At 50.5% G+C, this 12,956-nt stretch carries 15 protein-coding genes and 1 tRNA gene; 13 read left to right on the top strand and 3 right to left on the bottom strand.

Annotation, left to right across the window (positions count from 1 at the left end; genetic code table 11):
- Nucleotides 1-194 precede the first annotated feature (194 nt).
- Entirely contained in the window at nucleotides 195-785 is a 591-nt protein-coding gene (mobA, locus tag ACYQ27_RS02875; protein ID WP_456452058.1) for a molybdenum cofactor guanylyltransferase, read from the top strand.
- On the opposite strand, the gene ACYQ27_RS02870 is transcribed toward mobA, so the two are convergent.
- Entirely contained in the window at nucleotides 778-1,299 is a 522-nt protein-coding gene (locus tag ACYQ27_RS02870; protein WP_456452056.1) for a biotin transporter BioY, read from the bottom strand. The two genes, mobA and ACYQ27_RS02870, sit on opposite strands and share 8 nt — an antisense overlap.
- A gap of 65 nt (nucleotides 1,300-1,364) precedes the next feature.
- On the opposite strand from ACYQ27_RS02870, the gene ACYQ27_RS02865 reads away from it, so the two are divergent.
- From ACYQ27_RS02865 to ACYQ27_RS02855, 3 genes are read left to right on the top strand one after another with little or no spacing between them, the layout of a single operon-like run.
- Nucleotides 1,365-2,147 carry a biotin--[acetyl-CoA-carboxylase] ligase gene (locus tag ACYQ27_RS02865; RefSeq protein WP_456452072.1) on the top strand — a complete coding sequence of 261 codons (783 nt, stop codon included), beginning with the start codon at nucleotides 1,365-1,367 and terminating at the stop codon, nucleotides 2,145-2,147.
- Nucleotides 2,113-2,895, top strand: a complete 783-nt coding sequence (locus ACYQ27_RS02860) for an energy-coupling factor ABC transporter ATP-binding protein (RefSeq protein ID WP_456452054.1) — start codon at nucleotides 2,113-2,115, stop codon at nucleotides 2,893-2,895. The genes ACYQ27_RS02865 and ACYQ27_RS02860 overlap by 35 nt, the downstream gene beginning before the upstream one ends.
- Complete coding sequence (locus ACYQ27_RS02855) at nucleotides 2,892-3,650, top strand: energy-coupling factor transporter transmembrane component T family protein (RefSeq protein WP_456394422.1); 759 nt, start codon at nucleotides 2,892-2,894, stop codon at nucleotides 3,648-3,650. Before ACYQ27_RS02860 ends, ACYQ27_RS02855 begins: the two co-directional genes overlap by 4 nt.
- Nucleotides 3,651-3,656: 6 nt before the next feature.
- Here the strand turns inward: ACYQ27_RS02855 and ACYQ27_RS02850 are convergent, their stop codons facing one another.
- Nucleotides 3,657-4,304, bottom strand: coding sequence for a hypothetical protein (locus ACYQ27_RS02850; RefSeq protein ID WP_456452052.1), 648 nt, complete (start codon nucleotides 4,302-4,304; stop codon nucleotides 3,657-3,659).
- 245 nt (nucleotides 4,305-4,549) lie between these two features.
- Here ACYQ27_RS02850 and ACYQ27_RS02845 point away from each other — a divergent pair.
- Nucleotides 4,550-4,626 (top strand) — tRNA-Arg (locus ACYQ27_RS02845).
- Between the two features lie 1,028 nt (nucleotides 4,627-5,654).
- On the opposite strand, the gene asnS is transcribed toward ACYQ27_RS02845, so the two are convergent.
- Entirely contained in the window at nucleotides 5,655-6,947 is a 1,293-nt protein-coding gene (gene asnS, locus ACYQ27_RS02840; protein ID WP_460040965.1) for an asparagine--tRNA ligase, read from the bottom strand.
- Nucleotides 6,948-7,174: 227 nt separating this feature from the next.
- Here asnS and ACYQ27_RS02835 point away from each other — a divergent pair, with 227 nt between their 5' ends.
- From ACYQ27_RS02835 to arlG, 8 genes are all read left to right on the top strand, one after another.
- Nucleotides 7,175-8,404 (top strand): amidohydrolase, encoded by a 1,230-nt coding sequence (locus ACYQ27_RS02835; protein ID WP_460041771.1) that lies wholly within the window; start codon nucleotides 7,175-7,177, stop codon nucleotides 8,402-8,404.
- A gap of 113 nt (nucleotides 8,405-8,517) precedes the next feature.
- Nucleotides 8,518-8,838 (top strand): helix-turn-helix domain-containing protein, encoded by a 321-nt coding sequence (locus ACYQ27_RS02830; protein ID WP_456453598.1) that lies wholly within the window; start codon nucleotides 8,518-8,520, stop codon nucleotides 8,836-8,838.
- Between the two features lie 9 nt (nucleotides 8,839-8,847).
- On the top strand, nucleotides 8,848-9,807 hold the full coding sequence (locus tag ACYQ27_RS02825) for a class I SAM-dependent methyltransferase (protein WP_456453599.1): 960 nt from the start codon (nucleotides 8,848-8,850) through the stop codon (nucleotides 9,805-9,807).
- 152 nt (nucleotides 9,808-9,959) lie between these two features.
- Nucleotides 9,960-10,616: a flagellin gene (locus ACYQ27_RS02820; RefSeq protein ID WP_456453600.1), complete on the top strand. Its 657-nt coding sequence runs from the start codon at nucleotides 9,960-9,962 to the stop codon at nucleotides 10,614-10,616.
- Between the two features lie 63 nt (nucleotides 10,617-10,679).
- Nucleotides 10,680-11,186 (top strand): flagella accessory protein C, encoded by a 507-nt coding sequence (locus ACYQ27_RS02815; protein ID WP_456396414.1) that lies wholly within the window; start codon nucleotides 10,680-10,682, stop codon nucleotides 11,184-11,186.
- A complete protein-coding gene (locus ACYQ27_RS02810) occupies nucleotides 11,183-11,959 on the top strand; it encodes a FlaD/FlaE family flagellar protein (RefSeq protein ID WP_460040964.1) in 777 nt (258 codons plus the stop codon). Before ACYQ27_RS02815 ends, ACYQ27_RS02810 begins: the two co-directional genes overlap by 4 nt.
- Nucleotides 11,960-11,977: 18 nt before the next feature.
- The gene (locus tag ACYQ27_RS02805; protein WP_456396418.1) at nucleotides 11,978-12,490 is read left to right on the top strand and encodes a hypothetical protein; all 513 of its coding nucleotides are present in this window, start codon (nucleotides 11,978-11,980) and stop codon (nucleotides 12,488-12,490) included.
- A gap of 2 nt (nucleotides 12,491-12,492) precedes the next feature.
- Entirely contained in the window at nucleotides 12,493-12,951 is a 459-nt protein-coding gene (gene arlG / locus ACYQ27_RS02800) for an archaellum stator protein ArlG (RefSeq protein ID WP_456453602.1), read from the top strand.
- Nucleotides 12,952-12,956: the final 5 nt, after the last annotated feature.

Genomic DNA, 12,956 nt, shown 5'->3' with positions numbered 1-12,956 from the left:
ATTCCGGAAGGTTATCGGAGGGCGTGTCTAAAACTGTTGGTGTTTGTATGATGGAGGAGTAAAGTCTTCTGGAAGATGCACTACCAAATATGCAAAAACTTCAAGCATGATGCCCGTAAAATGAAGCAATCTTAACTTTCAGACACGCCCATCATCGGGGAAAAACTTATCAGCTCCCCAGCGTCCTGTAATTCATGCACGCATACATCCTGGCCTTTCCTGAGAGGAGATGGGAAAACTACCTCCTGCCCCTAAATGAAGAGCCGATGGTGGGCATAGTCGAGAGGAGGCTTCTGGAAGCAAAGCGTATAGATGATGTTTTCACGATAATCAGGAGGGGCCGGCTGAGAGAATATTCCCTCCACATCTCGAACCCCGTTGAGGTCAGGGCAAGAAACAGGCTTGAAGCTCTCTACAAAGCCCTTCCAGGCTCCGGTGAGGTCTTTCTGGTGGAAGGTAACATGCCCCTTGTGATGCCCTTCCTTGTGAATTACCTCTCGACCCTGTTTCTGGAGGGCGATAGCGAGGCGCTCATACCTTCGTGGCACGACGGAACCCTTGAGGTGACACACGCCTTTTATGAGGCAAAGCCCTTAAAGAGAGCGCTGGAAACCTGTTTGGCCGAGAACGAGAGGAAGCTCGGCTGCATAGCGAGGCACCTCGACTGCGAAACGGTTAGCATCGAAGTCCTCTCCTCCCGGAACCCAAAGGTGACGCTGAGCTTTTTTAAAGTTAGAAGCTCCTTCGATACAAAATTTGTGGAGAGGACGCTGAGGATCATATAGCCACGACCCCGCTACCCTTAACCCTCTCCGCGATTGCAACGGCAACGCCTGCCTTTATCAGGTCGACCCCAATGAATGGCAGAACCCCCATCATAAACGCCTTTCTGAAGTCCCCTCCGATGAAAAAACCGAGCCTCAGCCATCCTAACAGGTATATTACCCCAATTCCCCCCAGCGCGGCGATAAAATACAGCCACATGTTTCTGCTTCTCTCACCCGCGCACCCTGCTATGAAGGCAGCCAGGGGAAATGCCAGCAGATAGCCCCCCGTTGGGCCATATATGACCTCTATCCCCCCGCTGAAATTGGCAAAAACCGGAAAGCCCACCGCACCCATTACCACATAGAGAAACTGGGTGATGAACCCGAGCCTTGACCCGAGGAGGAAACCGCTCAGCAGAACCATGAGCACCTGAAGGGTTACTGGAACGCTCCCGATGGGAATCGCTATCTGGGCGCTGACAGCGGTTAAAGCCACGAAGAGAGCCGCATATGCAACTTCCCTAGCCTTCATTTAATCACCGAAATCCCTCTTCCGTTAATCTTTAAAACCCTTTAGTTAACGAAATTCGGGTGGCGATGAAGAGCATCTTAAAGGACAGCAGAATAAAAAGGCACCTCCTCTCCTCCCTGAGGGAAAGAGAAGTCGTCTCGGGAGATGAAATAGCGGGGGAGCTCGGGGTTTCAAGGGTCGCGGTCTGGAAGCATGTGAGAGAGCTTATTGAGCTCGGTTACGGGATAAAAGCAACCCCGAAAGGGTACAGGCTTTTATCTGAGCCCGGAAAGCCGTATCCATGGGAGCTTGAGGTAAGGAGCTATTATCTGACGGAGACAGGGTCAACCATGAATGTTGCCAGACGGCTTGCGGAGAGGGGAGAGAGGAGCTGGACGTTTGTGATAGCAGAAAAGCAGAGAGCGGGGCGGGGCAGGCTTATGCGGAGGTGGGTCTCCAGGGAAGGCGGCCTTTATTTCTCACTCATATTAAGACCAAAGCTCAGGCTGGCAGATGCTGGGAGGCTTTTACCCCCCGTCTGTTCGGCCATCATGAGGACACTTGGGACATACGGGCTTTCATCGGAGGCTATTGAAAACGGCGTTTATATAAGAGGCAGAAAGATAGCCGGAGTCCTTGTGGAAGTTGCGGGTGAGCTTGACATGGTGCGCTACGCAATAGTGGGTGTGGGCCTCAACGTGGCCAATCCTGTTCCGGAGAATGCAACATCACTCATGATAGAACTCGGTGATGCCCCGGCGTTACTGGAGGTTTCGAGGAGGCTCTTCAACAACCTCGGAACGTTTTTAAAAGAAACCCTGGAAGTGGGGAGTGATGATTCAGGTCAAGAGGCTGTGGCACATCTATGAGGGCGGGAAGGAAGCGCTCAGAGGGATAGACTTTGAGATGGGGAACGAGATCGTTGCGTTAGTGGGCCCCAACGGGAGCGGAAAGACGACCCTCGCAAAGCATCTCAACGGCCTGCTAAAGCCCACAAAGGGCGAGGTAATAGTTGATGGTCTGAACACGAAGGAGCACAGCGTGGCCGAGCTTTCCCGCATTGTGGGTTACGTCTTCCAGAACCCGGAACACATGTTCTTTGAGGAGAGCGTTTTCAGGGAGGTGGCGTTCGGGCCACGGAATCTGGGACTCGGCGGGGATGAGGTAGAGGAGCGCGTGAGGTGGGCTCTCGAAAAGGTCAATCTGGAGGGATACGAGGACAGGACTCCCTACTCACTCAGCGGCGGGGAGAAGCAGAGGTTAGCCATAGCCTGTGTTCTCTCAATGAAGCCGAAATACCTTGTTCTCGATGAGCCAACAACAGGCCTGGATGAAAAAAGCGCTGAGAGCGTAAGGGATATCATCAGGAGCCTGCACAGGGAGGGCCACGGAATACTCCTCATAACACATGAAATGGACCTCGTCCTGGAGCTTGCCCGGAGAGTCGTTCTCCTCCATGGAGGAAAGAAGATATTTGATGGGCCGGTTGATGAGTTTTTCTCCATTGAGCTGAGAGATTACGGTCTCGACAGGCCGGAACTGCTCAGGATAAGCTTCTCCATCGGAACCGGCTTTGTGAGAACCGTGGAGGAATTTGTGGGGAGGCTTGCGAGATGATGTATAACTTCTACGTTGAGCGGGACTCCGTGCTTCACAGCCTCGACCCGAGGGTCAAGCTCGCAGGCAGCGCTTCAGCGGTAATCATGCTCCTCCTGTTCAACTCTCCGGAGGTTCTGATACCCCTCTTTTTTCTGACTGTTCTCCTCGTTTATATGCTGGGAAAAATAACCCCCCGCGAGCAGTACAGGGTTCTGAAGCCGCTCTTCCCGATTCTCATTATAACAATTGTCGTGTGGGCCTTTGTATATGACCCGTGGTACAGGGGGGCGCTGATAGGTGTTGCCTACGGTCTGAGGCTCCTGACCTTCGGCCTCATCGCCTTCTCCCTGCTGATGACCACAACCCAGAGGGAGCTTATTCTGGGCTTTATAAAACTGAAAATGCCCTATGAATACGGACTGACGATGACAATCGCCCTCCGCTACATCCCGACTCTGTACATGCTCGCCCTCAACATAATGGATGCCCAGAAGGCAAGAGGGTGGGAGATGGAGAAGGGAAACATCCTGGTGAGGATGCGGAAGATGAGTGCCGTTCTCGTGCCGCTCCTGATAGCCTCAATAAAAACCGCCCACGAGCTCAGCATTGCGCTCGAAAGCAGAGCGTTTGGGGCCAGGAAGGAGAGGACATTTCTATACACGATTGAGATGAAGAGGAGGGATTACGCGGCTCTGCTCATGACGGGCGTGATCCTGGGAATCGCCCTTTACGTGCGCTACGGCCTTGGCTTTGGCCACATAAAGCTGTATTAAGACCTATCATCCCAAAAACAGCTTGGCCCTGCTGTCTATCGGGATGCTGTGTTCTCCTATGTTTCTTATGAAGTCGGGAGGGGCTTTTATTATGCTCAGGTTCAGTCTGTAGTGGCCACGGTAGGAGTTTGTCCTCATGACCATCAGCAGCTCAAAGAGTCCCGGAATTATAAACAGGCGCCTGAACTCACCGGTTAAATCCAGCTCGTTCAGCTCCAGCGTGCTGTGAGAGAGAACCAGCATCAGATTTCTGTCATCCACAATCCTTCTTAATGCAAGCATCCCTTCGGCTGATCTGTCCATGAGAACGGAGAAGCCGGCGACAAAAACCAGGGAGTCATCCTCAACACGTTTCAGCGCGCCCAGCAGATCATCCATGCTGTAAATCCTGCCCAGAAGGACATCCCTCTTCTCCGTCAGCTTTGAAAGGAGCTTCAGAGAAAAGCTGTTTGCCGGGGACAGATAATAGGCCGGGACTTCAGAATTCAGGGCGTTTGCAATTGCCGAATACTGAAGAATCGCCTGGGATAGGGCATCGGTGGTTATGATGCCGGACACGCTCCCCCCTTCAAGGGAGCCAACTAACTCCGTGAGCTCTTCAACAAGCTCTACCCTTCTGGTTTCAGCGTCGTCTGGTTTGAAAAACATCGGCATCAGAGGAAATACGCTTTTCGGATATTTATATTTTTGCCCGGAGAGGAGTGTGTCTAAAAGTTGAGTTGGTGTAGTGGCACACTTGGAATTTTTGCATCGTTAGAGTGCATCTTTTGAAAAGTTTACCCCCCAACCATACAAACATCAACAATCTTAGACACGCCCGCCCGGAGAGGAGCGTCCACAGGATAGGTTTAACAGCGACCACAACTTTTTTAAACGGCTCATGAAGAGTAAAGTCCGATGGGCCCGTAGCCTAGCAGGATAGGGCGCCGGCCTTCTAAGCCGGAGGTCGCGGGTTCGAATCCCGCCGGGCCCGCCAGTAATACAAACTTTTGCAGGGCAAAAGTTTGATCAAAAGATTGTGATTTCTTCTTGAATGGTATTCTTCTTAGGGTGCACGTCATCAAATAACGCTACTAATTCTATTTTGGGTTTCCTCTTTCTTGGACAGTTCATGTTGAGTCCCTTTAATACGACGCCCTACGGGCGTCAGAAATAAAAAACGGACTCAAAGCTTAACGGTAAATTTCGAATGAAATCACTCTCTAAATGCTAAATTTGAATGTGCACCATTTAAACGGCCAATTCAAATAGCAATCACAAACTTTGGTCATGCTTGGCAAGGCAAAGGTTGCTGTACTCTCAAACCCCCGAAGTTGATTAACGCACGCTGTAAGCTCCAGCCACTCCAACAGCATCCCTTTGGTCAGGCTTTTCCCAAAAGCTTGTGAGCCTGCGCGACGTCGGGCTCTGCCCGACGCAAGGGACAACACTCCCGCAGAGTTTGATCAAGGTTGATAACTCCTTCTTGAAGTGTAAATTTTGAGTGTATTTTCCTGCTTGAAACTGTCGCTTGAATTGAGAACTCTTTGAGGAGTTTTTATGAGGGATTACTGCAAAGAGACGCCCGTAGGGCGCCGGAAGGGACGTAAACCCTCAAGTTAGAAGCGTTTTAACGTGTTCCCATCTGATTGTGAGCACTTGGGAAAGTGAAACCCTCACTTCAACCCAGTAAAACGAGCTACAAACCTTTGCTCAAGCTTTATTAAAGCTTGCTGGCAAAAAGTTTGATCAAGGCTCGTGATTCTTCTTAAGTGGAGCTTTTGTAAGGGGTTTTTACTTAACTCGCAATTTTGGTCTTGGAATGCATTCTCTTCTGACCTTTTTTCAGAGGGTTCACTGCACATGCGCTCCAAAGGAGCGCTAAACAAAAGCAAACCCTGCTAATCGGCCGAATTAAACCCACATTCCTGACCACGAGTCCAAAACTCAAATGCAAAACCCTTGTAACAAGAAGAATTGAGAAGGAATCACAAACTTTGATCAACCTTTGCCCCGCAAAGGTTGCTACGGATACAGCCTGCTCGGTGTCCTCGGGAAGAGCGTTGCCCAGCGGACGTGGTCGAGCTTCATAACCCATGCAACGAGCCTCTCAAGTCCGAGGCCAAAGCCGCTGTGCGGAACGCTGCCGTACTTCCTGAGGTCGAGGTACCACTCATAGTCCTTCGGATCCATGCCCTCCTCAAGGATGCGCTGAACGAGCTTCTCATAGCTGTCCTCACGCTGGGAACCTCCGATGACCTCGCCGTAGCCCTCAGGCGCAAGCATGTCGGCTGCCAGTGCCTTTCTAGGGTCTTCAGGGTCTTCCTTCATGTAGAACGCCTTGATGTGCTTCGGATAGCCGTAGACGAAGAACGGGGCCTCGAACTCTTGGGTTAAAATGCGCTCCTCGTCCGCGCCCATGTCCTCGCCCCACTCTATCTGAACGCCCTTGCTCTGGAGTATATCTATCGCTTCGTCGTAGCTTATCCTCGGGAACGGCGGAACCGCATTCCTGAGCGTTGTGAAGTCCTTCCTGAATGTCTCTATCTCCTTCTTCCTGAGCTCCAGCGTGCGCTGCACCATGTAGCTTACGAGCTCCTCCTCAACCTTCAGGATGTCCCAGAGGTCCATCCAGGCGGCCTCAAGTTCAAGGTGCCAGAACTCCGTCAGATGCCTTCTCGTCCTGCTCTTCTCGGCCCTGAAGCTTGGGGTTAGGCTCCAGACCTTTTCGAGGCCGAATATCGCTGCCTCAAGGTAGAGCTGGGCGGACTGGCTGAGGTAGGCAGTCCTGTCGAAGTACTTGAGCTTGAAGAGTGTTGAACCCCCTTCAACTGCCCCTGTAACGAGTATCGGCGGAAAGACCTCGTACCATCCATCTTGCAGGAGCCATTCCCTCGCTGCCTGCATCATCGTCGCCTTGACCTTCATCACTGAAGCAACCTTGGGCGAGTGGATGTGGAGATGCCTCACATCGAGCAGGAACTCGTCGCTTGCATCCTTCGTTATCGGGAAGAAGTCAACATTCTGGATGATTTGAATCTTATCCGCCTGAATCTCGACCCCTGTGGGAGCGCGGGGGTCTGCCTTCACGGTGCCCTCAATGATGACGCTCGACTCTATCCCGGCTTTCTTTGCCTCGGTATAGGCCTCTTCGCTCAGCTCCTTTTTGAATATCGTCTGGACTATCCCGCTTGAGTCGCGGAGGACTATGAACACCTTTTTTCCAACTTCCCTCTTCCTGTAAACCCATCCGGCGAGTTTAACGCGCTTACCTTCCATATCGGGCCGAACATCGGAACAGTAAACCTTATCAATCATCATAAACACCTCCTTGAAGTTAAACGCTCAGCTTATTAATCTATCCACTATGTCAGAAGAGCCTATTCATCCAGAGTGAGAGGGCTTTAAACCGCTCGGCTTTGGGCTGCAGTAACAGGGGCATGATAGGCATGGCGGTTGAATGGTATTTAAATCATTCGCTTTTGTGATTGGCATTCTGACAACATTTAAATACAGAAGCTGGCAATCCCTAACCGGTGGGTGGGATGAAGGCTGTCACTGGAACCGTCATGGATATAAGGGGAGTTGTGGAAGATGCCGCAGTCCTGATTGAAGGGGAGCTGATTTACGACGTCATCCCCCGGGATAGAATAGGGGAGTATGACGTGGATGAGGTTTTCGGCGGAAGGGATTACCTCATAATCCCCGGACTGATAAACGCCCACACCCACGTGGCAATGACACGATTCAGGGGGCTAGGGGATGACCTGCCGTTAAGCACATGGCTGAATGACCTGATATGGCCGATGGAGAGGGAATGGAGCCGGAAGGAGCTGAGAAGATGGGCCCTTCTTGGCCTGATGGAGGCCGTTTCCAATGGCTCAACGACGGTAAATGACCATTACTTTTTTGCCGATGAGATAGCCCGGGCTGCCCGGGAAATTGGAGTTAGGGCGTTTATAGGTCAGACGGTTATGGACCTTGTTGATTTCCCGCTTGCAGAACCAGAAGAAGGCTTCAAGTTTTTCAAACGGTGGAAGGATGAGGAGCTCATAACCCCCACACTTGCTCCTCACGCAACGGACACGGTATCCCGTGACCTGCTGGAGGAGATTGGAGATTTTGCAAAAAGGGAAAATGCACTGATACATATACACCTCTCCCAGAGCAGGGAGGAGGTTAGAGAGGTTAAGGAACGGGAGGGGCTTTATCCCGTGGAATATCTCCAGAAAGCCGGTGTTCTGGGCAGGAACCTGATAGCCGCTCACGGAGTCTATCTTAATGAGAAGGAGGTCGGACTGTTCGCCAAGAGGGGGGCAACGCTGGCGCACTGCCCCACGAGTCTGGCAAAGCTGGAGGGCTCAATCGCCCCAACGGTGGAGCTCTGGAAGCTCGGGGCGAATGTGGCGCTGGGGAACGACTGTGCCGCCTCCAATAATTCCCTTGACATGGTTGTGGAGATGAAGATGGCCGCCATTTTAAACAAGGTGAAGGCAGGGCCCGATAAAATCGGGGCAAAGGAGGTGTTTCACTGGGCAACGGCCGGAGGGGCAAAGGCCTTGGGAATTAAGGCAGGCATCCTTGAGAAGGGCTATCTCGCGGATCTGGTGCTTATAAACACCCGGAAGCTCCACTTCCTGCCCGAAGGTCATCATCTGTCGCACCTCGTCTATGCTGCAAATGGTTCAGACGTTGAGATGGTTTTCATCAACGGGGAGCTGATTTACTCTTTTGGAGAATTTCCCAAAATTGGTGAATCTTTTTTTGGCTTGTAGTTTTTTGTATTTAATTTCAAACAGTAACGCTTATATACGATAATTTCCAACAAAACGATGGACTAAATCACTATATACTAAAATTATCTTTTATTTTATGGGGGGATTGCAACATGTATATAGACCCCTTTGTGATAAGAGCCATCAACCGGAGTGAACTTAGGAAACGAATTCTGCTCTATTTGAACGAAATTTATCCATCCCCCATATATCTTGCTGAAATTGCAAGGGTTGTTAAATCGGATCCCTCAAATGTTAAGGGTGCCCTCGTGGGGCTTGGAAATCGCTACAACGGGAGCAGCTCCCTCGTGAGCCTCGGCCTCGTGGAGATTGTTGAACAGGATGGATTCAAATATTACCGGCTCACAGATTATGGAAAAAAGGTTGTTGAGCTTCTCAAATCATATAATCTGTATTACAACAGGTTCATGTGAGGTGATAGGATGGATGCTTTAATCAAAAAGCTCGATAAAAATATCTTCGCTATGGTTCGCATTTCGATGCTGCACCTGCTCCAGCTCGGCCTGAAATACGGCATCTTTGTGGAGCTTGCCGCTGATCAAAGCTGCGGTGATATTTTAACCTCCGTTCCGGTGGGGAATAAAGCCCTGCTGAGAAACCTGATAAACACCTATGTGAAGATGGGCATCATAAAGGAAAGCGGCGGGAGGCTTATCCTTGACGAATTTTCCTACACCCTCAACATCTCCCCCGAAAATATTCCGTACATAACCCCCGGCTGGGTCTCCATTTTCGAGGAGATTTACAGGATGGTCGACTATGCCTCCATAACCCCCGAACACCCGAAGGTTCTGATGGACTTCGATAAGGATGCGGATTTCTGGGATATGCGGCTGTCCCTGGAGTTCAACAGTCTCTACAGGGAGATAATAGTAAAAGCCGGGGGACTGAAGGACGAGATGAAGGTTCTTGATCTGGGCTGTGGTTCGGTCTCCCCTGTTGAAATAGGACAGCATGTGGGGCCCAACGGGGAATATGTGGGTGTTGATTTCTCTCCCGGCATTTTAAGCATTGCCGAGAGCAGGATAAGAAGCTCCGGGATGGACTGGGTTACCCTTAGAGAACTCGACATCAGAAAAATCATTCCCAAGCGGAGGTATGATGCCGTCATAATGAGCTTCATTCTCGAGTACGTTGACAGCATAAACCGGGTTGTCAAAACCGCAATGGATGCCCTTGAGAGCGGTGGAAAACTTATAATCGTCGAGCCCTTCAGGGAGAATTATCCAAACATATGCGCATGGGAGTTCTTTGAGAGACTCACGAAGGACTTTGTCGGTTTCCCAAGCAGGAGTGCCGTATTAAATGCCCTTGAAGCCAGCGGAGAGGAGTTCAGGATTAAAGAGCTCGGCAGCTCTGTGCTCCTCATAACCAAAATGTGAATGCATGCCCATTCAAAGCCCTTACCAGCCTTCTTAGTCAGAACCTACATATGTAGCTACATTACTACATACATATATAAGAACAAAAAACCGATTTATATCCAAAGGTAACTATTCTATATTGCAAAACCCCTATGGGAGGTGCTTGAAGGATGAGAATTTTACAAAGAAGGAAGAGGGGTGCCATTGGGATTGGCACCTTGATTGTGTTTATAGCCATGGTGTTAGTGGCGGCAGTGGCGGCAGCAGTCCTCATCAACACGAGCGGTTACCTCCAGCAGAGAGCTATGGCCACGGGCAGGCAGACAACACAGGAGGTTTCAACGGGAATAAAGATTGATGCGGTGACAGGCTATGCACCCAGTGCAAACAACCTGACCATGATGACAATTCAGGTTTCACTTCAGGCCGGCAGCAGTCCAATCGACCTGACCCAGACAAAAGTTTACCTTGACGATGGTCAGAAGCAGGTTGTCCTCGCCTACGGAAACGCCAAAGCTACCCTCAGTGGCAGTATGTTTGATACCACCCTCGCTGCATGGAACTCAACCGAGGTGGACAGCAGCCACTTCGGTATATTAATCGTTCAGGATGCGGATAACTCTTTGAACGCCAACATTCCAACCCTCACAGCAGGAGACATAGCACTTCTCACGGTCAACCTGACAGCAGTCTTCGGCGGTGTTGAGCCGAGAACCCCGATAACAATCAAAATTGTGCCTGAGAAAGGTGCTCCGGGCTACGCCAAGGTCGTTACCCCAACAGCATACGGTCTCAGTACCACAGATAAGATAGTGGAGCTCCAGTAATTCTGAAAACGCTTTGATTTTTTGAATCTTTCTTTTCCTCTTAATTTCCCAGGAGGGAGCAGAATGTCATTCTCATACCTGAAGGATAAGTTCAGGAAAAAGAATGGGGAAGAGGTGAAGGAAAGAGAAAAAGAGGACAACCGTGAGATAATCAAGCTGGAGGAGCTGAATGAGCCAGAGGAAGAGCCGGAAGAGAGGAAAAAGGAAGATGAGCTTCTGACACAGGTCATGACCCGGATCAACGAGATAGAAAATGACATCCCGAGAATAAAGGTGAGCATTGATACACTGAAGTCCCAGATTCAGGAGCTCAAGGAGGAGATGGAGAAGCTCAACAGGACGATAAAGGATGTCATGATGCTTTATGAGGTTGTATCCCAGGAGGTGAATCCCTTCAAGGATCAGGAAAAGGAAAATCCGCTGGTGAATGAAATCCACAATCTCTCGAAGCAGGTGGAGGAGCTCAGAACAGAGATAACTCAGATAAAATCCGATTTAAGGCTGCTCGCAACCCATGGAATCAACGTCGACGAGTTGATATATGACGTGCTGAAGGAGGGGGAGGTATGATAACAGAGATAGAGATCGAGGAGAGGCTCAGGAAACTGAGAGGGAAAGTGCCGAATCTGCTCATAGATGACCTCAGGAAAAAGCTCCTCAGCAAGAAGGACATCCTGAGTCCGGAACAGGTTGATAAAATCATCGAGAGGGTTGTACAGACGTACTCGGGTCAGGTTAGCCGTCTCATCAACCTCGACAAACGGGTGGAAGAAATAGGCAGGTACTTAGAAGAGATACGCGAGCTGCTGCTTGAGAGGCCTCAAACAGCGGAATACTCCAGCGTTCAGAGTATTGAGGTGGATAAGGGTGTAACCCCCCCTGATGTCCAGCATGTGAGTAAGGAGGAGGTTGGTATGGAAAAGGAATTTGAAATCCCCCGTGAGGTTAGGGAAGCTCTAATGGTTTACTCAAATGGAAAGGCCAGGCTGGAGAAGATCCCCCAGGATATGACATCCACCATGATAGCACTCAAGTGGCTCGGCTTCCTCATAGACAGGGCAGGCATGCAGAACCTTGAGAACGTGCTCGAATTTTACTATGAGATAGGCTGGATATCGGAGGAGGTCCTCAACACCATGCTCAAGTATGCGAACGGGACAAAACCCCACCACAGGGAACCCAACTGGAGGCCGGAGGACAAGCTCACGATTCAGGATCACCTGATTTCGCTGCTCTTCATCGAGAGGCTGAGAGGAGTCAGGATAAGCCGCGAAATCCTCGACTCAATTGAAAGAGAGATGAAGGTGATCAACAGGGTGCTGGAGGAAGTCTACGGCGTTTAATCCTTTAAGGGGATTGCTATGGGGTTCAGTGTTTCAGCGGCCTTTGCACTGCTGCTAACAGCGGCACTTGTTTCGGCGGGGACGCTCTATCTGGCTGCGGAGAATGCATACAGCCAGATCAGTGCGGCGAGTTCAGACCACAACAGTGCCCTCCTCATGGCCAGAACATCGCTACTGGAAGCGGGGCTCTACAACTACTCCACAATTTCAGGAATCTCACTCTACAATATCACATTTAACATCACCAACAGGGGGAGCACCCTATCCCCTGGGAGGTGGAGTTTTATCTATGACGGCACCCTCGTGACGACATCAGGAACCGTGAGTGTGCAGAACACCCCGTATCTCCTTCCGGGAGAAACAACTCTGGTAACCGTCCAGAACGTGCCCAAGGACACCGTGGTACACTCTCTCGTCATAAGCACCGAAACAGGATGCAGCCTCAAAATCAAGTGGGAGTGGGTGGGAAACACAACGGTGGGATCACCGCAGCTCATAACAACCGCATGGTACTGCCCGGTGGAGGGATAATCATGGCAAGCTCAGCGGCAACAGAACTCGTGCTCTTCATAGCCTCACTGCTGGTTGCGGGCATGGTTGCAGGGGGATTGTACGTGGTAACCCAGGATCTCTCCAGCGGAATCAGCGTCCGGGGAAAAGACCTGGCCTACAATCTGAGGGTGAATTTTGAGATAATAAATGACCCCGAGAACATTCCCGTGAATGGGAGTGCATACGTATTTTATGTCAGGAACACCGGGAAGGTTCCATTCATGTTTGATAATACTTCGGTGGTCGTGTTTATAGATGGGAACCTTATGCCCTCCTCAAACCTGACATTCACCAATATAGACAACTCCGGTTCAAATCAGCTTTACCCCTATGACGTGGGAGAGATTCAGGTTAACACCACCCTTTCATCGGGTTATCATAAAATAACGGTTGTAATTTCCACAGGAAAGCAGAGGAGCATGATATTCAGAATTGGGTGACTGAA

The sequence above is a fragment of the Thermococcus atlanticus genome, assembly GCF_054657855.1.
This window is presented reverse-complemented; position numbering and strand designations above follow the sequence as displayed.

Coding starts and splice junctions, on each gene's coding strand:
- mobA (WP_456452058.1), top strand. CDS start 195: ATGCACGCATACATCCTGGCCTTTCCTGAGAGGAGATGGGAAAACTAC.
- ACYQ27_RS02870 (WP_456452056.1), bottom strand. CDS start 1,299: ATGAAGGCTAGGGAAGTTGCATATGCGGCTCTCTTCGTGGCTTTAACC.
- ACYQ27_RS02865 (WP_456452072.1), top strand. CDS start 1,365: ATGAAGAGCATCTTAAAGGACAGCAGAATAAAAAGGCACCTCCTCTCC.
- ACYQ27_RS02860 (WP_456452054.1), top strand. CDS start 2,113: ATGATTCAGGTCAAGAGGCTGTGGCACATCTATGAGGGCGGGAAGGAA.
- ACYQ27_RS02855 (WP_456394422.1), top strand. CDS start 2,892: ATGATGTATAACTTCTACGTTGAGCGGGACTCCGTGCTTCACAGCCTC.
- ACYQ27_RS02850 (WP_456452052.1), bottom strand. CDS start 4,304: ATGCCGATGTTTTTCAAACCAGACGACGCTGAAACCAGAAGGGTAGAG.
- asnS (WP_460040965.1), bottom strand. CDS start 6,947: ATGATTGATAAGGTTTACTGTTCCGATGTTCGGCCCGATATGGAAGGT.
- ACYQ27_RS02835 (WP_460041771.1), top strand. CDS start 7,175: ATGAAGGCTGTCACTGGAACCGTCATGGATATAAGGGGAGTTGTGGAA.
- ACYQ27_RS02830 (WP_456453598.1), top strand. CDS start 8,518: ATGTATATAGACCCCTTTGTGATAAGAGCCATCAACCGGAGTGAACTT.
- ACYQ27_RS02825 (WP_456453599.1), top strand. CDS start 8,848: ATGGATGCTTTAATCAAAAAGCTCGATAAAAATATCTTCGCTATGGTT.
- ACYQ27_RS02820 (WP_456453600.1), top strand. CDS start 9,960: ATGAGAATTTTACAAAGAAGGAAGAGGGGTGCCATTGGGATTGGCACC.
- ACYQ27_RS02815 (WP_456396414.1), top strand. CDS start 10,680: ATGTCATTCTCATACCTGAAGGATAAGTTCAGGAAAAAGAATGGGGAA.
- ACYQ27_RS02810 (WP_460040964.1), top strand. CDS start 11,183: ATGATAACAGAGATAGAGATCGAGGAGAGGCTCAGGAAACTGAGAGGG.
- ACYQ27_RS02805 (WP_456396418.1), top strand. CDS start 11,978: ATGGGGTTCAGTGTTTCAGCGGCCTTTGCACTGCTGCTAACAGCGGCA.
- arlG (WP_456453602.1), top strand. CDS start 12,493: ATGGCAAGCTCAGCGGCAACAGAACTCGTGCTCTTCATAGCCTCACTG.